This window comes from Agromyces sp. Y558 (genome assembly GCF_059445415.1).
Genome location: NZ_JCAIUH010000004.1, coordinates 156,115 through 174,915, shown reverse-complemented (window position 1 = coordinate 174,915; position 18,801 = coordinate 156,115). Strand labels below are relative to the sequence as shown.

The 18,801-nt window shown below is 70.9% G+C and carries 10 protein-coding genes and 1 pseudogene; 6 read left to right on the top strand and 5 right to left on the bottom strand.

The features are described 5' to 3' along the window. Positions 1 to 229 precede the first annotated feature (229 nt). Together AC1C2T_RS18305 and ddaH are read left to right on the top strand one after the other, a co-directional pair. On the top strand, positions 230 to 1,324 hold the full coding sequence (locus tag AC1C2T_RS18305) for a Glu/Leu/Phe/Val dehydrogenase family protein (RefSeq protein ID WP_495362908.1): 1,095 nt from the start codon (positions 230 to 232) through the stop codon (positions 1,322 to 1,324). Between the two features lie 247 nt (positions 1,325 to 1,571). After that, on the top strand, positions 1,572 to 2,825 hold the full coding sequence (ddaH, locus tag AC1C2T_RS18300; RefSeq protein ID WP_495362907.1) for a dimethylargininase: 1,254 nt from the start codon (positions 1,572 to 1,574) through the stop codon (positions 2,823 to 2,825). Here the strand turns inward: ddaH and AC1C2T_RS18295 are convergent. The 4 genes and pseudogenes from AC1C2T_RS18295 to AC1C2T_RS18280 form a co-directional block, all read right to left on the bottom strand. Then, entirely contained in the window at positions 2,797 to 3,495 is a 699-nt protein-coding gene (locus AC1C2T_RS18295) for an ABC transporter ATP-binding protein (RefSeq protein WP_495362906.1), read from the bottom strand. The genes ddaH and AC1C2T_RS18295 overlap by 29 nt on opposite strands. A 305-nt stretch (positions 3,496 to 3,800) precedes the next feature. Next, positions 3,801 to 4,628: pseudogene (locus AC1C2T_RS18290) on the bottom strand (ABC transporter ATP-binding protein); the annotation flags it as partial. Between the two features lie 121 nt (positions 4,629 to 4,749). After that, complete coding sequence (locus AC1C2T_RS18285; protein WP_495386237.1) at positions 4,750 to 7,500, bottom strand: FtsX-like permease family protein; 2,751 nt, start codon at positions 7,498 to 7,500, stop codon at positions 4,750 to 4,752. Then, positions 7,497 to 10,538, bottom strand: coding sequence for a hypothetical protein (locus tag AC1C2T_RS18280; RefSeq protein WP_495386236.1), 3,042 nt, complete (start codon positions 10,536 to 10,538; stop codon positions 7,497 to 7,499). Before AC1C2T_RS18280 ends, AC1C2T_RS18285 begins: the two co-directional genes overlap by 4 nt. Positions 10,539 to 10,990: 452 nt before the next feature. Between AC1C2T_RS18280 and AC1C2T_RS18275 the strand changes: the two genes are divergently transcribed. Both AC1C2T_RS18275 and AC1C2T_RS18270 read left to right on the top strand, forming a co-directional pair. Next, positions 10,991 to 12,889, top strand: coding sequence for an ABC transporter ATP-binding protein (locus tag AC1C2T_RS18275; protein WP_495386235.1), 1,899 nt, complete (start codon positions 10,991 to 10,993; stop codon positions 12,887 to 12,889). Beyond that, positions 12,886 to 14,691 carry an ABC transporter ATP-binding protein gene (locus tag AC1C2T_RS18270; protein WP_495386234.1) on the top strand — a complete coding sequence of 602 codons (1,806 nt, stop codon included), beginning with the start codon at positions 12,886 to 12,888 and terminating at the stop codon, positions 14,689 to 14,691. Before AC1C2T_RS18275 ends, AC1C2T_RS18270 begins: the two co-directional genes overlap by 4 nt. A 70-nt stretch (positions 14,692 to 14,761) precedes the next feature. Here the strand turns inward: AC1C2T_RS18270 and AC1C2T_RS18265 are convergent, their stop codons facing one another. Then, positions 14,762 to 16,033, bottom strand: a complete 1,272-nt coding sequence (locus tag AC1C2T_RS18265; RefSeq protein WP_495386233.1) for a type III PLP-dependent enzyme domain-containing protein — start codon at positions 16,031 to 16,033, stop codon at positions 14,762 to 14,764. A 247-nt stretch (positions 16,034 to 16,280) separates the two neighbouring features. On the opposite strand from AC1C2T_RS18265, the gene AC1C2T_RS18260 reads away from it, so the two are divergent. After that, the gene (locus tag AC1C2T_RS18260; RefSeq protein WP_495362900.1) at positions 16,281 to 16,946 is read left to right on the top strand and encodes a LuxR C-terminal-related transcriptional regulator; all 666 of its coding nucleotides are present in this window, start codon (positions 16,281 to 16,283) and stop codon (positions 16,944 to 16,946) included. Continuing rightward, positions 16,946 to 18,736 carry a sensor histidine kinase gene (locus tag AC1C2T_RS18255; protein WP_495386232.1) on the top strand — a complete coding sequence of 597 codons (1,791 nt, stop codon included), beginning with the start codon at positions 16,946 to 16,948 and terminating at the stop codon, positions 18,734 to 18,736. Before AC1C2T_RS18260 ends, AC1C2T_RS18255 begins: the two co-directional genes overlap by 1 nt. Positions 18,737 to 18,801 lie beyond the last annotated feature (65 nt).

Below are 18,801 nucleotides of genomic sequence, written 5' to 3'. Positions count from 1 at the left end.
CAGATGTCCTACAAACCACGGCGCGCCGCGTGCGGGGCATGGGTGAGGTGGCGCGACGAGGTGGCCAGACGGAGGCGTGGCGGTGCGGGGCCGTGTGCGAGGTGTGTGCTGGATGCCGCGGCATGCGAGCGAGCGCATGAGCGTGGCGGTACCCTTGAAACGAACCCGCGCTCATGAGGCGCGCGGCCAGGTTCCGCCCACGAAGCGGATGAATCAAGGAGAACGGTCGATGACGATCACCCACGCCGCGGCGACCCCCGCAGCCGAGGTCAATGCAGCACTGCCGACGGAGGCCCCCGAGCACGAACGGGTGCTCATCACCCGCGGCTCCCGCTCCGGCCTCACAATCATCGTGGCCGTGCATTCCACACGGCTCGGCCAGGCACTCGGCGGCGCTCGCCTCTGGCGGTACGGCCAATGGACCGACGCTCTCGCCGACGCACTCCGCCTCTCGCAGGCCATGACCCTGAAGAACGCCGCGGCCGGTCTCGCCCGTGGCGGCGGCAAGTCCGTGATCGCGATCCCCGCCGGAACGACGCTCGACGTGGCCCAGACCCACGATGCGATGCTCGACCTCGGCGACGCCATCGAGTCCCTCGGCGGCGCGTACATGACCGCTGAAGACGTCGGCACGAGCGCCGAGCTCATGGCCGTCGTGCACGAGCGCACCGAGCACGTCTGCGGGCTCCCGCCCGAGCAGGGCGGCGTCGGCGAGCCGGCGGATGCCACAGCCGCGGGTGTGCACGCCTCCATCCTCGCGACACTCGGCGAGGTGTTCGGTTCGAAAGATCCGGCCGGGCGCCACTTCGTGGTCGCGGGCCTCGGGCAGGTCGGAGGTCGCTTGGCACGCAGCCTCGCCGCCGCCGGCGCTCGCCTGACCGTGACGGATGTCGCGCAGGGCAAGCGCGCCCTCGCAGATGAGCTCGGCGCGAAGTGGGTCGAGCCGGCCGAGGCCCACCTCGTCGAAGCCGACGTCTTCGTGCCGTGCGGGCTCGGCGGTGTGCTGACGCCCGAGGTGGTGCGCGGTCTGCAGGTGAGCGCCGTCGTCGGCGCCGCGAACAACCAGCTCGCCTCGCGCGATGTTGCGGCGCTCCTGCAGCAGCGTGGCATCGTCTGGGCGCCCGACTTCGTGGTGAACGCAGGCGGGGTCATCTACCTCGACGTCGCGAGTGGGCCGGGCGCCGATCAAGCGGCGCTCGACGCGCGCATCGCCGGCATCGGCGACACCGTGGCATCCGTGCTGCGCAGTGCTCACGACAGCGGGACGACGACGCTCGAGGCCGCGGAACAGCTCGCACGCACGAGGCTCGACGCGGGCCGCTGAGGCGACCGCGGTGCGGCTCGTGGAGGGCCGGCTGGAGGCGCGCGCCGGGTGTGTGTGCGGCGCATCGGTGCGGCTCGTGGGGGGCCGGTTGGAGGCGCGCGCCGGGTGTCTGTGCGGCGCATCGGTGCGGCTCGTGGGGGGCCGGCTGGAGGCGCGCGCCGGGTGTCCGTGCGGCGCATCGGTGCGGCTCATGGGGGGCCGGCTGGAGGCGCGCGCCGGGTGTCCGTGCGGCCAGTAGGCTCATGCCATGACGTCCCCCGCCATGCCCCCGACCGCCCCGGCCCGATTCACTCCGGCGATCACCCCGGGGCGGCGGGTGGCGGCGGTGTTCGCCTCCTCGGCGGCAGTCGCCTGCTCGGCGATGCTCGTCGCGCTCCTGGCGTTCTTCATCGGCAGCGGCCAGTCGCCGCAGGTGCTCAGCCAGGTCGTCGGTCACTTCGCGCTCGCCGCGTTCGTCGCGTGGGTGCTGCTCTCCGTCGCGAACGCGGTGGGGGCGACGCGGGCGTGGTTCCTCACGCTCATCACCGGATTCGCATCAGGATGCCTCGCCGCACTGATCGCGACGACCGTGACGGCCAGCGCCGCAGGCAACCCGTTCTCGGGCGCGGTATTCCTCTTCGTGGTCGGGTCGCTCGTGAGCCTCAACCTCATCTTCATCATCGCGATCATCGTGGGCGAGATGGTGCTCGCACCGCGTGTCTTCCGCGGCATCCTCGGCTACGCGCCCGCCGTCGCCGACCGACGAATCGCGCTCGTGCGCATCCCGGCGTCGAACCTCGACGAGGCCGTGCTCACCCACCGCGACCGGCAGCCGATCGACCAGGCGCTCGCCGACCGGCAGTGGGACAACTACTGCGCCGCGCTCGTGGCCGAGGGCTGGGAGACGATCGAGGTCGACGCGGCGCCCGAGCTCGCCGACTCGGTGTTCGTCGAGGACATGGTGGTGATGTTCGGCGACCTCGCGGTGCTCGCGAGCCCCGGCGCCGAGTCGCGGCGCCCAGAGGTCGAAGCGGTCGAACGTGCGGTGCGCGCCGTGCCGGGCGTGACGGTGACCCGCATCGAGCTGCCGGGCACGCTCGACGGCGGCGACGTGCTGAAGGTCGGCTCGACGGTCTACGTCGGCGCATCTGAGCGCACGAACGCCGAGGGCATCAGGCAGTTGCGCACCTTGCTCACTCCGCACCGCTACACGGTCGTCGCGGTGCCCATCACGAAGGCGTTGCACCTCAAGAGCGCCGCGACGGCGCTGCCCGACGGCACGATCATCGGCGAGCCGGCTCTGCTCGACGTGGCGAGTCTCTTCCCGCGCTTCCTGCCGGTGTTCGAACCCGAGGGCGTCGCTGTCGTCGAGCTGTCGCGCGAGTCGCTGCTCATGTCGTCGTCGGCACCGCAGACGGCCGCGATGATCGCAAGTCTCGGCTACCGGGTCGTGACCGTCGACATCGGCGAGTTCGAGAAGCTCGAGGGCTGCGTCACATGCTTGTCGGTGCGGGTGCGCTGAGCGAGACCGCCCGGCCGTCGTGGAGTTCGAGCACGTGGTCGGCGCGCCCGACGAGTGCCGGGTCATGGGTGGTCACGACGGCGGCGACTCCGCGCGCATGCACGAGCTCGCCGATGAGATCCATGACGGTCGCCGCGGTGCCGCTGTCGAGTTGGCCGGTCGGCTCATCGGCGAGCAGCAGTTGCGGCCGCGCGGCGAGCGCTCTCGCGATACCCACCCGCTGCTGCTGGCCGCCCGAGAGTTCGTATGGACGTTGCGCAGCGTGACCCGCGAGGCCGACGAGTTCGAGCGACTCGGCGACGCGCGCGTCGCGTTCGGCGGGCGCCATGCGCTGCAGGCGAAGCGGCACCTCGACGTTCTCGGCCGCTGACAGCACCGGGATCAGGCCGAACGACTGGAAGATGTACCCCAGTCGGTCACGGCGCACCGTCGCGAGCGCGTCTTCGCCGAGCGCTGAGAGTTCGTCGTCGCCGAGGAAGACCTGACCGGCCGTCGGCCGGTCAAGGCCCCCGAGCAGGTTCAGTAGTGTCGTCTTGCCCGCGCCCGACGGCCCGGTGACCACGAGCAGTTCGCCCGGCTTCACCTCGAGCGAGACCTCGGCGACGGCGTGCACCGCGCCAGCTTTCGACTCGAAGACGCGGCTGATCGATTCGGCACGAAGCGTGGTCATCGTGGTTCCTCCGGTTCGTCGGTGACGGCGTTCCTCGAGCGTGTCGAAGTGGCATCGGCCGCCCGTTCTGCTGCACGACGTTCGCGCCGACTCGACGGCGCCGAGTCCGCCGGCTCGGCCGGGCCGGATGCACCGTGGTCCACTGGGGAGCCACCGGCAGCCGGCAAGCCACCGGCAGCCGGGGTGCCACCGGCAGTCGGCGAGCCGCCGTCGCCGGTGCGGTCGGTATCCGTGGCACTCGTGGGCGCGGCATCGATCGTTTCGGGGGAGGGCCGTGCCGCGGCATCCGCTCGCCCCTCGTCGCCCGGCCACACGCCGACGTGGTCGGCTTCGAGTGCGAGGCGCACGCGGTCCCTCAGCTCGAGGCTCTGCATGAAGTCGTGCGGCAACTGCAGGCGGCCGACTCGATCGAGCACGGCGAACTCCTCGGCGATGTGCTCCTCCTCGCCGTACTCGTCGAGCCGTGTCGAACGCAGCACTTCTGTCGAGGTGCGCCCGTCGCGGATCTGCACGGTGCGCCGCACGTGGTCTGAGACGGTCGGGTCGTGGGTGACGATGAGCGTGGTGACCCCGAGCTCTTCATTGACGCCGCGCATCGCCTCGAGGACGGCGGCGGAGGTCGCCTCGTCGAGTTCACCGGTCGGCTCGTCGGCGAGCAGCACGTGCGGTGAGTTCGCCAGCGCGACCGCGATCGCGACGCGCTGCTGCTGACCGCCCGAGAGTTCGCCCGGACGCCGATCGCGCGCATCGCCGACGTTGAGCAGCTCGAGAAGCTCGTCGACACGGCTCGCCCTCGCCGCACCACGGAGGGTGCCGGCGACGTTCATCGCGAGGGCGATGTTCTCGCCGGCGGTGAGATAGGGCAACAGGTTGCGGGAGGTCTGCTGCCAGACGAAGCCGACCGTGTGCCGCTGGTACGCCACGCGTTCGCGCCCGCCCATAGTGAGCAGGTCGTGTCCGGCCACGTGGGCGACACCCGCTGTGGCGGTGTCGAGGCCGGAGAGGATCGTCAGCAGCGTCGATTTTCCGGAGCCGGATGCGCCGACGACGGCGACCATCTCGCCGGGATCGACGCGGAGGTTCAGTCCCTGCAGCGCTTGCACCTCGACGCCGTCGGCGCTGAAGATGCGCACCAGGTCGGTACACAGGATGTGCGGTTGCGCTCCCGGTGAGGCGTGCGGCCGCTGCGTCGCCTGCTGTCCCTGCTGGCCTGGCTGCGCCTGCTGCGTCTGGATGTCGGTCGGGGTCACGGGGTCATCCTTCCTCTTCCTTGCGCATCGCGCGAGCGGCGTTCACGCTGCCGTCGATGCGGGATGCCGCGGCGGCCGCGACAACGGTCACGAGCACGCTGCCCGCGAGCACCGCGGTGATGAGCCAGGGGTCGAACGTCACGGCGGGCTGCACGTCGCCGTTCGTGAACGCACGCAGGTCGATCGCCGAGAGCACCACGAACGGCAGCGCCGCTCCGAGGAGCGCCCCGGCGACGAGGGCGATGATCGCGACCGGTCCGATCTCCCAGGCGACGAGTGCGCGCTCGCCGCGACGGCCGAGGCCCAGAGTCGACAGGAGCGGCAACAGCCGGTCGCGGGCCGGACGGCCGACGACGAGCGTCAGCACTATCGCGAGTGCCGTGAGCAGGCTCGCGAGCACGATGGCGAGGATGAGCGAGAGCACGAGGGCCTGCGTCGTGGGCTTCGCGCGAAGTTCCTCGAGAAGCTCGTCGGGAGTCGTGACCGTCGCCGAATGGCCGGCGATCTCCGCGAGTGCCGCGGTGATCTCGTCGGCGTCGGCACCCGGCTCGAAACGAACGAGCACCGTGCGCGGCACGAGCGTATCGGTGAACGGTTTCGCGTTCACACGATCCATGAGCACCCAGTTCGAGCGAGGTGAGTACGCGGTTCTCCCGTCGACGACCGCGAGCGCTTCGAACTCGTGGCCGTCGAGTTCGGCGGCGTCTGCGCCCTCGACGATGTCGGCGACGGTCTTCGAGAGCACGACGGGCACCGCGTCGGCATCCGGTGACTCGAGTCCGGCGGGCAGGGGGGTCGACCCGGCGCGATCGGCCTGCACGCGACGCATCTGCTCGGAGTCGATCACGATGAGCGTCGATGTGCGGGAGCGCCCGTCGGCGCTGACCTTGGTCGGGCTCGTCGAGAACACCGGCGCGATCGCATCGACACCCGGTACTGCTGCGAACTCGTCGAGCTGGACGAGCGTGAACGGCGTGCCGCCCACCGAGGCGTCGGCGCCGACCTGCGCGTCGGCGGCGCGATCGACGCCGGCCTGCACCGTGCCGAGCAGCACCGAGGAGAACACCGCGACCGAGACGCCGACGACGACGGCCAGTACCGGGACCAGGCCCGCCGAGGGGTCGCGCAGCGCTCGCGCCGAACCGAGGAACGGCACGAGATCGGCTCGGCGCGCCGTGCGGCGCACCAGAGCCGAGAGCGGGAGCGGATAGAGCCGAAGCACGACGAGACAGGCGAGCAGCGAGAGGAGCAGCGGGACCGCGGCCAGCAGCGGGTCGACGCCGGTCGTCGCGGCGGAGGTGGAGAGACCGCGGCGGAACAGCAGCACGACCGCGGTGACCGCGAGCACCGTGACGAGCACCTCGGCGATCCACCGGAAGCGGCCACTGCTCGGGCGACCGAGATCCGACCTGGCTCGCCGCAGCGGGCTGAGTGCGGGCTCAGCTGCGACGAGGAGGGCAGCGGGCGTGAGGGCGAAGAGCGCCGCGATCGCCCACCCGCCGAGTCCGGCGTCGGCTGCGACGAGCAGCGTGCCGATGACACCGCCGACGACGGCGGCCGGTACGCCGATGGCCAGGCCTTCGAGCGCGAGGATGCCACGGAGCTGGCCGGGCGATGCGCCTCGGGCGGCTGCCAGTTCGAGTCCGGTGCGCCGACGCTCGAACACCACTCGGGCACCGAGCACGAGCACCGCGACCATCACGCCGATCGGTCCGGACGCGATCGTGGCGAGCACCGCGTCGGTCGCGCTCGCCGCGACGGCCGCGTTACCGAGGGCGTCGGCCAGGCCGCTCGTGAAGGCGACGTCGCCGACCGTCGCGAACCAGAACTCCCATGAGCCGCCGCCGAGCACGAACGACTGACTCGTGAATTCGCCGAGTTGCGTCGTGAGCTCGGCCGAGTCGGCGGCGCGGATGCGCTCGGGCAGCGTCGGGAACCACGCGTCCATCGCGGTCGGCAGTTGCGAGTTCTGCAGCGCCGTCCATGACACCGGATCGGCGAAGCCGAGCCCGGTGACGTTGATGAAGCCGCCGGGGGTGTACGCGACCGACGGTTCGAGCGCCACCGGCACGTGCGTCCAGAAACCGTCGTCGGGATCGACCGCCGCGAACGTGCCGACCAGGCGCACCGGCTGAGGGGAGGAGCCGACCGTGATCGAGCGGACCTCGCCCAACGCCCATTCCATCTCTGCGGCGACTGCATCGGCGAGCACGATGTCGAGGGGCGTGCTGCTCGGTGCCGTGCCGGTCATGGGTGCAGGCCACTCGCCGCCGGTGAGCGTGACGTGCTCACGGAGTCTCGGGTCGATCCCCGTGAACAGCGTGTACAGGGTCGAGCCGGGTGCGGCACCTTCCACGGCTGCGGCGGTGGGCCCGGCGACGAGCGAGGTGAGCGGTTCTCCCGTGACGCTGTGCAGCAGCTCGGGCATATTGGCGCGGATGTCGAGCATGCGCTGCTCTTGTGCGCCCCAGACCGCGTCGACTTCGGGCGGCAGCGTCGAGTCGCCCGCAGATGCCCCGAGCTCGGGCAGGTTGCGGCTGGCGGCGACGAGGTCGAGCTCGCGAGCCGGAAACTGTTCGAGCTCTGCTTCGAGCGCAGCCGTGTGCATGGACGAGATCGCGCGTGGCACCCCCGTGGCGAGCAGCGCTCCGGCGAACACGAGCAGCGCGAGCATGATCGATGCGCTCGGTGCTGCGAAGAACTGGCGCCGCAGCAGACCTGTGGTGGTGAGTCGTGAGTGATGCAGGCCGGTCATCCTTCCTCCTGCCTGAGCCCGGGGCGTGATGCGACTCGCCGAACGGATGCCGCGGCCCCGGCCGCGATCGCCGCAGCGAGCACGACGAACGCTGCGACCCCCCCGATCAACGGCACCGGATCCAGGACGAACTCGACTGGGATCACCGCCGGAACTCCCGCCACGGCGACCCGGGCGAGCTCGCGTGCAGTGAGCAATGCCGTGACGATCCCGACGAGCACGCCGATCACGATGGCGGTGCCGAGCGTCACGGCCAACTCGGCGAATCGGGCGCGCGACTGCGTTCGCGCCGGCACGCCGAGCACGCGGAGCACGACGATCTCGCCGAATCGGCTGCCCGAGAGTGCGGCGACGAGCGCCACGACCGCGATCAGGGCGAAGAGCAGGGCGCCGGCTGTCCCGGTCCAGAGGGCTGCGATCGCGGGAGCGATGAACGGCGCGGAGGAGGCGGCCGACCGTGCATCGGCGATGACGGCCGAGCCGTGGTCGCGACTCAGGTCGTCGGCGACCTGGTCGGGGTCGGATGCCGCGACCCACCGTTCCCCGAACGCAGGAACGCCTGCGCCCGTATCGAAGGCGTACCGTTCGAACGCGCCGAGGTCGGCGAGTACGGCGTCGCTGCCCGCGGTCGGCACCACCGGCAGGATTCCGGCCACGACCGCGTCGACCTCGACGCCACCGGTGAGTACTCTCAACGCGAACTCGTCGCCCACGTCGGCAGCGATCCGCTCGGCCATTTCGGAGCCGAGTACGACGGGCAGCGGGTCGCTCCCGCCCGACACGAGCGACACCCGCCCGCTCGACGCCTTCGATGAGAGGCGCAGCTCGCGTTCCGTCTCGAACTCGGGTGCGGCGACGTTCGTGCCGTCGAATGAGATCGCGCCGAACGAGACGAGCACGTCGGCGCTCGAAGCACCCGAGAGCGAAGCGCCGAGGCCGATGAATCGGAGGCCTTCGGCTTCCGGGAGCTCGAGGGTCACGGCGCCGCCGCCAGCGGCGATGTCGACGACCGCCGGGGTGACCGGTGTCGCCGCGCCCGATTCCGTGAGGAGCCACGCCGTCACCGCGACGGTCCCGCTCATGCCGTCCAGCGCATCGACTTCGACGGTGAAGTCGACCGTCGTGGCTTCGGGCGGCAACGCAGCACCGGCTGCGGCTGCGGAGTCGGCGAGTGCCGCGGTCGCGTGCCCCGTACCGGTGCCGGGGGCGACCGCGTCGACCTCCGCGCTGGGCACCGCCACGAAGGTCGACGGTTCGGAACCGACCCGCACCTCGCCGCGGAAGACCGGTGCCTCGGCGGTGACGCCCTCGACGCCGGCGACCGCGTCGTCGAGCGCGAGCGCGTCAGGGCCCTGCACCACGTCGCGGCCCGCGATCGAGACACGCACCTCGCCGCCGGTGGCGAGCGCCGAAGCGGTGCGGTCGATGTCGTGCCATGCACCCGAGAAGGCGGCCGTCAGGGTGAGCCCCGCGATGGCGAGCATCGTGACGAGCGATGCAGAGGCGTAGAGCGCAGCGCGTCGCGCGAGCTGGCGCATCGGCAGCGACGGGACGAGGGCCGGCCGGGCGGCGGCGAGCCGCTCGAGTACGGCGTCGATCGGTCGGGAGAGCCCGAGCGCGACGAGTGAGAGCGCAACGAGCACGAGCACCGGTGCGAGCACGGCGATCGGGTCGACGTCGATCGTGCCCGACGCGGTCGCCACGAGCGGTGAGCCGTACAGGCGGAACTGCCAGAGGGAGATGGCCGCGACCGCGACGAGCAGCACCACGCCGCCGGTGACGAGACCACGGGACATCCGGCCCACCTCATCGCCCGACCCGCGTACGACCGGCCGTCGGGCATCGAGCCAGGCGCCTCCGGCGACGATGAGCACGGCACCGATGAGCGCGACGGATGCCACGAGCGCCGCGGTGGTCCAGTCACGGGCCTCCCCGCGCCGGGTGATCGTGAGGAACGCCTCGGCGACGGCCGCACCCACGAGTGCAGCCGGTACGCCGAGCGCGAGGACCTCGAACGCGGTGTCGCGTGCGAGCCGGCCGGCGGAGGCTCCTCGAGCACGGAGCAGCACGGTCTCGCCGCGTCGAGCGGCGCCGAGGAGCGTTGCGAGCCGGGTGAGGGCGGCGAAGCCCGCGAAGGCGAGGAGGAGCAGGGGCAGTGGTGCGATCGCGCGCACGGCTCCGAGACTGGCGAGGAGCCTCGTCAGGGTGGCACCGAGGCCGCCGAGCGAACTCAAGCCGTCGGTGCCGATGGCGGGCTCCGCGCGGAGTGCGGGCTCGACGTCGGGCAGCTCGGCGCGGAGGGCCTGCGCTGACTCGGGCGTGGCGACGGCCCCGTCGACGACGGCGGTCCAGCGTACGACGACCGCGGCGGGCACGTCGAGCGTCGCCTCCTCGGCGACGAGGAAGGGGCCGGCGCCTTCGGGCGTGCCGCCGGACGCGACGACGGCCTCGCCGAACCACGCCGGATCGTTGGGATCGATCGGCAGCCACGTGCCCACGATGAGGAGGCGCGGAGTCGATGTACCGGCGAACTCGACGAGGTCGCCCGGCGCGAGGCCCAGCGCCTCCGCAGCATGGGCATGGAGCGTCGCAGGTTCGGCGCCGTCGGCCGAGGCCGCGGCGAGCGCCTCGGGTTCGTCGGGCCAGGCGCCGTCGACGAGTTCGGAACGTGCAGCGGCGCCCGCATCCGCGAGGAGGACGGCGCCGAAGGCCGTCTCGCCGCTCGTGGCATCCACAGGTGCGGTCTCGACGGTGCGACTCCACGACGCGCCGTGGGGCGTGAGCGTGCGATCGAGCACGGATGCCGCGGCATCCGCTTGGGCCGCCGTGTCGTTCGCCACACGGATCTGCCAGCGCGCCGCTCCCGCTGCGCCCTGGACGGCTTCGAGACCGCTGCGAAGGCTGCTCGCCGACGAACCCGCGAGTGAGTCGACGACTCCGGTGCCGAGGGCGGACAGCAGGAGGACGACGGCGGCGATCGATGCGAGCACGCCAGCGCGAGCGTTTGCTCGGGCGAACGCCATCCGTGCCGCACCCACGCGTTCTCCTCGTTGATCGGGTCGCACGCGCAGGGGCGTAGGGGCGGGGCCGGGCGGTTCGTCTGGGGGGAGACGATCGCTGTCGCCCGCGTAGGCGACGAATCCGCACAGCCTAGCGGTGAGTGCGGTCTTGCGTGCCACCCCGGAAACGCCATAGTCTGAAGGGCTGGCCGCGGTGAGTGATCCGACCGGCCTCGAGATTCGCAGACGACTTGCAGGAGGACACCATGCAGACAGAAACCGACGCCCGCACGATTGCGGTCCACGGCTCTGCCCGCCCGGCGTATCTCGTCGTCGGGCTTGCCGGGTAGACCGCCCGTTCCTGCCGCGCAAGCCTCGCCTGCCCCGCGGATTCACGCGCCTTCGCGATCCGCGCCACTCTCTCTTCACCAAACCTTCGCCGTTCGGGCTCGCGCCGGAGCGTTCGGCGCCCCTTCTGATTGGAACCGGCTGTGTCCGAATCCCCCCAAGCGCCTGCGCACGGCGCACCCGACTCGACCGCAGGGCCTGAGCGGCTCGGTACCCTGCGCGCGCTCTGGCGGTTGCGCGAGTACGCCGGGCCGGCCATGCCCGCATTCGCCGGCAGCATGGCCGCTGCGATCGGGGCGCACCTCATCGCCCTGGCGATCCCGCAGGTGCTTCAGCAGATCGTCGACGGGCCGCTCGCCAATCGTGAGGCCGACGCGGTCATCCCGCTCGCGGTGCTCGTGTTCGTCCTCGGCGCTGTCGAGGCGATCCTCTATGCGATCCGCCGCTGGCTCGTCGTGGGCCCCGGCACCCGGGTCGAGGCGCGCATGCGCAACGCGCTCTACGCGAAGCTCCAAGATCTGCCCGTGAGCTTCCATGATCGCTGGCCGAGCGGCCAGTTGCTCTCCCGCGCGGTGAGCGACCTCGGCCTCATCCGCCGGTGGCTCTCGTTCGGGCTCGTGCTGACCGGTGCGAACGTCGTGATCATCGTCGTGGGCGTCGGCATCCTGATGTCGATGAACTGGTTGCTCGGGCTCATCTTCCTCGTCTGCTCGTTGCCGCTCTGGTGGGCGGGCTGGCGCTTCGAGGGCCGCTACTCCGAGATGTCGCGGCTCAGCCAAGACCAGGCGGGCGACCTCGCGACCGCCGTCGAGGAGTCGGTGCACGGCATCCGGGTGCTGAAGGCGTTCGGGCGCGGCAAGCACGCCCTGTCCACGTTCCGCGCGCAGGCCGAGTCGCTGCGCAGCACCGAGATCGAGAAGGCGCGCCTCGACGCGACCATCTGGGTGTGGATCATGGTCATTCCGGCGGTCGCCCTCTCGATCTGCCTCGTGGCGGGTGTGTGGCTGGCCGCGCAGGGACAGCTGAGCGTCGGCGAGCTCGTCGCCTTCTTCGCGACGGCAACCGTGCTCGCGTGGCCGATCGAGTCGATCGGCTTCATGCTCGCGTTCGCCCTCGACGCGCGCACCGCGACCGACCGGTACTTCGACATCCTCGACAGCGAGAACACGATCCTCGACCCGGCCGAACCGCGCACCCTCGAACGTCCGCGCGGCCAACTCGCTTTCACCGGCGTGCACTTCCGCTATCAGGATTCGCCCGAGCGATTCGACGACCTCCTCGACGGCGTCGACCTCGTGCTGGAGCCAGGGGAGTCCATGGCGCTCGTCGGCCTCACCGGTTGCGGCAAGACCACGATGACCGCACTCACCACGCGCCTGTACGACGTCACTGCGGGTTCGGTGACGCTCGACGGCGTCGACGTGCGCGCGTTCAGCCGTGAAGAGCTGCGGACGCTCATCGCCATGGCCTTCGAAGATGCGACGCTCTTCAGCGCCTCTGTGCGCGACAACGTGCTGCTCGGCCGACCCGAACTCGCCGCCGACGACCCCGAGACACGGGCGGAGGCCGAGCGGGTGCTCGACGAGGCCCTGCGGATCGCGCAGGCCGGGTTCGTCTACGACCTGCCAGAGGGCGTCGACACCAAGGTCGGCGAAGAGGGCATGAGCCTCTCCGGCGGACAGCGCCAGCGACTCGCGCTCGCTCGCGCGGTCGCGGCCAAGCCCGCCGTTCTCGTACTCGACGACCCGCTCTCGGCGCTCGACGTCGCGACCGAGGGAAGGGTCGAGGCTGAGTTGCGCTCCGTGCTCGCCTCGACCACGGCGCTCATCGTGGCGCACCGCCCGTCGACGGTCATGCTCGCCGACCGGGTCGCGCTGCTCGAGCACGGGCGGATCACCGCGGTGGGCACCCACTCCGAGCTCCTGCAGGAGAGCGAACACTACCGATTCGTCATCTCGAGCCTCGAAGACGACGAGCGCAGGAACACCGGCATCGATGCCGTCGATGTCGACACCACGATCCGAGAGGAGGCGGCATCATGAGCGTCACCGGAGTGCAGGGCGAAGAACGCCAGGACTACACGAAGGCGGAATCCGCGCAGATCCGCGCCCGCTCGCGGCGGCTCCTCGGTTCGCTGCTCTCACCGCTGAAGGCCAAGCTGTGGGTCACGGCGCTGGCGATCGTCGTGTCGTCGGCCGCGCAGGTCGCCGGCCCGGCGCTCATCGCGTTCGGCATCGACCAGGGCATTCCCGCGCTGATCGAACAGAACTGGTACCCCGCCGCATTCGCCGGTCTCGCGTACCTCCTGACGGGCCTCGCGGGTGCGTTCCTCATCTCGGTGTACATCCGGATGTCGGCCCGCATCAGCCAGGCCGTGCTCATCGACCTGCGCACGAGGGTGTTCCTGCACACGCAGAAGCTCTCGCTGGAGTTCCACGAGTCGTACACGTCGGGGCGCATCATCTCACGCCAGACGAGCGACCTCGACGCCATCCGCGAGCTGATGGACGAGGGGCTCACACTCCTCGTGCGCGGGCTCATGTACATGGTGTTCACCGCCATCGCACTGCTCCTGATGGACCTGCCCTCCGGGCTCGTGCTGGTCGTCGCGCTCGTGCCCCTCGGCATTCTGACACGGTGGTTCCAGGTGCGCTCCCAATCGCTGTTCCGGCGTTCACGCGTGGCATCCGCGAAGCTCATCGTGCAGTTCGTCGAGACGATGACGGGCATGCGCGCCGTGCAGGCGTTCCGCAAGGAACGCCGCAACGAGGCCGAGTTCGCCGGACTCACCGAGGACTACCGCGACGTCAACGCGAAGGTGCTCGGCCTGTTCGCGGTGTTCAACCCGGGACTTGCGTTCATCGGCAACACCGCGGTCGCGGTCACGCTCGTGCTCGGCGGCTTCCGTGTGGTCGACGGGGGCCTCGAGGTCGGTGTACTGCTCGCCGCAGTGCTCTACACGAAGCGCTTCTTCGACCCCATGGAAGACCTCGCGATGTTCTACAACGGGTACCAGTCGGCCTCCTCGGCGCTCGAGAAGATCTCGGGCGTGCTCGAAGAGGAGCCGAGCGTGCCCGACCCGGTGAAGCCGGTCGACCTGTGGAACGCCGAGGGCCACGTGCGCTTCGACGGCGTCGAGTTCGCCTACACGAAGGACCGGGTCATCCTGCCCCGGTTCGACCTCGACATTCCGGCCGGACAGACGATCGCGCTCGTCGGCTCGACGGGTGCCGGCAAGTCGACGCTCGCCAAGCTCATCGCTCGCTTCTACGACCCGAGTGACGGGGTCCTCTCGCTCGACGGCATCGCGCTCGCCGACCTGCACCCGAAAGACCTCCGGCGAGCGATCGTCATGGTCACGCAGGAGGCCTACCTCTTCTCGGGCTCGGTCGCCGACAACATCGCGCTCGGCAAGCCCGATGCGACGTCCGATGAGATCGTACGGGCGGCAATGGCGGTCGGCGCGCACGATTTCATCGAGGCTCTGCCCGGCGGTTACGACACCGATGTGAACAAGCGTGGCGGGCGAGTGAGCGCCGGACAGCGCCAGTTGATCTCGTTCGCGCGGGCGTTCCTCGCGAACCCTGCGGTACTGATCCTCGACGAAGCGACGTCCTCGCTCGACATCCCGAGCGAGCGGCTCGTGCAAGACGGGCTGACCAAGCTCCTCGCCGACCGCACCGCCATCATCATCGCGCACCGCCTGTCGACGGTCTCGATCGCAGATCGGGTGCTCGTGATGGAACACGGTCGCCTCGTCGAAGACGGCACTCCGGCCGAGCTCATCGGCGGTTCCGGAAGGTTCGCGGCGCTCCACGCGGCCTGGCGGGACTCGCTCGTCTAGGTCGAACACGCCTGCCGCGAGCGGATGCCCCGCGCCGAACGATCGGCGCGGGGCATCCGCGTCCCGGGCCTCAGCCGGGAATGACGACGACCGGCGCCGCCGGATGGTTCGGGAACCCCGCTCCGGCCATCGGGCTCACGAGCAGGTCGCCGTCGCCGAGCGGCGGGAGCAGGCAGCCGCGCACGACTCCGTCTCCGGGGTCGAGGCTGGGACCGGCGAGGGTGACGTGTCGGCGTCCGCGCATCAACAGCCGCCGGGTCGGCCGCTCCGTGGCACCATCCGTCACCGGCTCAGCGCCGAGTTCTGCCGCCGCGAACACCCGCTCCGCGATATTGCCACCGGCCTCGCCGGGCTGCGCAACTGGCAACGACCCGTCGAGGTGGTGCCAGCGCCCGTCGGGGCGATCGGCAGTGCCGATCACGCGGGTCACGAGTGTCATCGCCGGCGCGGTGACGGAGCGGCCGGGGTCGAACGACACACGGAGGTCTCCGGGAGCGCCCGCCAGCGCGCTGCGGATGGCGCGAATGACGTCGGCGCGCACCCCAGCACGCTCGCCGTGGTCGAGGGGGAGCTCACCGGCCAGGTGCAGCAAGCTCCGGCGCCCGCCCTGCTTCCGCAGCCGATGCTCGAGGTGGAGCGCGTCGTGGATCGCGCGTCTCCACGTCGCCGGCGTCGCCCCGACCGCGAGGTCCACGCTGAACCCTGCGCTGTGCAGTCCGGCGTGCCGACAGATCTCGACGAGGTCCGGTGCCCCGGCCATGGTGACACCGAATTTCACCGCCGGCGTGCTCGAGCCGGTCGGCGCAGTTGCTGAGAGGCGCACGAGCACCGAGACATCCGTCGGCAGGCCGGCGAACTTCGCGACCTCGGCCGCGTTGTCGACGACGAAGGTGCGGATGCCTCGGAGGTATGCACTGGTGAGATCGGCGACGGTCTTCACAGGGTGGGTGTGAACGCTGCGATCCACCGAGATGGCGTGATGCTCGAGGAGGGCGATCTGCGCTCGGGACGCGACGTCGATGCTCGCGCCGAACGCGTCGACGGCGCATGCAGCCGCCGGGTGGGGCAGTGCTCCCGCCGCGACGTGGATGCGGACGTTCGGCAGCTGCCGGCGCAGGTCGAGGAGCCGCATGGTGACCCGGTCGGTGTCGAGCACGAGGAGTGGGGTGCCATGACGGCGCACGAGCTCGCCCAGCCGGATGTGCTCGGCGTATTCGGCCAGGTCGCGGCGCACGAGTTCGCGGTGCGGCACGCGCTCGGCTGCCGAACCGGTGCCCGGCGGCACGACGGACGCCGGTGCGCGCTCATCGAGCAGCCCATGCAAACGCTCGGACCAGGACATGACCCGAAGTCTGCCGCGCGGCCGGGGGTGCGGGATCAGGGCGACCACGGGGCGGCCCGGGGTGCAGGCACTGAGCGGGATCGGCGTGCGCTCGACGGGCACGAACTCTCCAGCCTGGCAGTGATCCGGTGCGCCCGCACCGGGGTGCCCCCTGAAATGGGCCGCGCGGGCCGAGTGCAACCGCGGTACCCTCACGGGAGGCGGGTCCACCCGATGACGGTCACGCCTGCCCCGGAATGGAGGAGCGATGGAGACGGCCGCACGTCCCCTGCGCGTGGCGATCGCCGATGACGCGCTCCTTCTGCGCGAGGGCATCGCCAAGGTGCTCGTTGACGGCGGCATCGAGGTCGTCGCCTCCGTCGGCACGGGTGCCGAACTCCTCGAGGTCGCTGCTCGCGGCGAGCTCGACGCGGCCGTCCTCGACATCCGCATGCCCCCGAGCCACCGCGACGAGGGCATCCTCGCCCTCGAAGAGATGCGCGCACAGGGTTCGACCATCGGCGTCCTGCTGCTCTCGATGTACGCGACGCCCGAGTACGCCCTGCGCGTCATGGGCGCGGGCAGCGGCACCGGCTACCTGCTGAAGGAACGCGTCTCCGAGCCTCAGACGCTCGTGCGTGCGGTCGAGACGGTCGCTTCGGGCGGGTCGGTCGTCGACCCCGAGGTCGTCGAACAGCTCGTGCAGCGCACCCGCGCCGACGACCCCCTCTCGCGCCTCACCGAACGCGAGCGATCCGTGCTCGAACTCATGGCGCAGGGGTATTCGAACGGTGGCATCGCGCAGTCGCTCTTCCTCGGGCTGAAGACCGTCGAGACGCATGTCCGCTCCATCCTGCAGAAGCTCGATCTCGAGGAGTCGCCCGAGCACCACCGACGGGTGCTCGCGGTACTGACGCTCCTCGGCGCGAGGTGATGGCCCCCGGCCGCAAGGGCCGGATCATCAGACGCAGCATCATCATCGCCGTGGTCGTGGCGGTGAGCCTCGCGATGGAGATCTCGGGATACATCGCCACCCCAGCGGCGGACCGTCGTGAAGTGTCATGGACGACCCTTCACGCGCTCGTTCCGCTCGTGTTCGTGGCGTGCGCAGGCATCGCCTGGTCGATCGGCCCCTCGCGAGTGCCGGCACGGCTGATGGTGACCTTCGCCGTGGTGTGGATACCGCTGTCGTTCCTGCGCGTCGTCGAGGACATCGGATGGCTCTGGCCGCTGCTCTACGGCCTGCACCTCTGGTGGGCGGTGCTCACCGGCATCCTCGTGCTCGTGTATCCGCGCGGCTGGCTCGTCGACCGGGTCGATCGCTGGATCGCGGGAATCGCGCTCGTCGCGTCGGTCGGCTACCTCCTCGGAGTGCTCCTGCTCGGCCAGCCGTCTGCAGGGGTGTGCGATTGCGCTCCCAATCCGTACCGCATCGCGGAGGCGCCTGCGCTGTTCGCGATGATCGACATCGGCTACCGCATCGTCGGCGTGCTGCTCGCACTCGTGATCGCCGGCCGGCTCCTCGTCCGTTGGGTGCGCGGCAGCGTTCCCGCCCGCACGGTGGCGTTCCTCATGCCGGTCGCCCTGTTCGCTTGGGTGATCACCCTCGCGGCCCAGGCAGCCACCTATGCGGCATCCGGCACCGCCGACCTCGTGCTCGACACCGTCTCGCTCGTGGCGATCGCGTCGATCCCCGTCAGCTTCGTCGCAGGCATCGCCCACACGCGGAACATGCGCGCCCGGGTCGCAGACCTGATGCGCATCACGCGCGAGGGCGCCGATCGCGGGTTGTGGGCCGAATCGCTCGCGCGCACCCTGCGCGACGCCTCGGTACGCGTCTACTGGTGGGACGAAGAGCGCGCCAGATATGCGGATGCCGCGGGCGAGCCGCTCGAACACGGCCCCGACGACCGACGTGGCGATCACGGCCTGTTGCCCGTCGCGTCGCCGACTGGAATCCCGATCGCCGTCATCCGCCATGACCGGGTGCTCACCGACAACATGCGCCTCCTCGACGGGGTCTCGAGCGCGCTGCGACTCTCGGTCGACAACGGGCGGCTGCGTTCGGAGATCGAACGCACCCTCGAGCAGGTCCGCCAGTCGCGCAGTCGCATCGTCGAGGCGGGCGACGAGGCGAGGCGTCGCATCGAACGCGACCTGCACGACGGGGCTCAGCAGCAGCTCGTGTCCCTCGGCATGCGCTTGCGCCTCGCGGCGAACCAGGCGCGCGATCGCGGTGTCGAGCCGCTCGGGATCGAACTCGACGGCACGATCGGCATGCTGAACCAGGGCCTCAAAGACCTGCGCGAACTCGCGCACGGCATCCACCCGTCGCTGTTGTCGTCGGGCGGACTGGCGCTCGCGGTGCCGGAACTCGCCGGTCGCTGCCCGGTGCCGGTCGAGCTCGATGTGCAAGCCGAGGGGCGCCTGCCCGAGGTCGTCGAGTCGACCGCGTACTTCGTCGTCTCAGAGGCGCTCGCGAACATCGCGAAGCACGCGGAGGGGACGCGGGCATGGGTGCGAGCCGGCATCGACGGCGGCGAACTCGAACTCGTCGTGCGCGACAACGGCGTGGGCGGGGCATCCGTCGACGCGGGCTCGGGCATGCTCGGTATCGCCGACCGCGTCGACGCCGTCGGCGGCCGGTTCCTCATCGTGAGCCCGGTGGGTGCCGGCACGACGATCACGGTGCGCATCCCGCTCGGCGCGGACTTCGCGGGTTGAGGAGTGAGCGAAGCGAGCGTCTCGAGGCTTCGCGGGTTGAGGAGCGAGCGAAGCGAGCGTCTCGA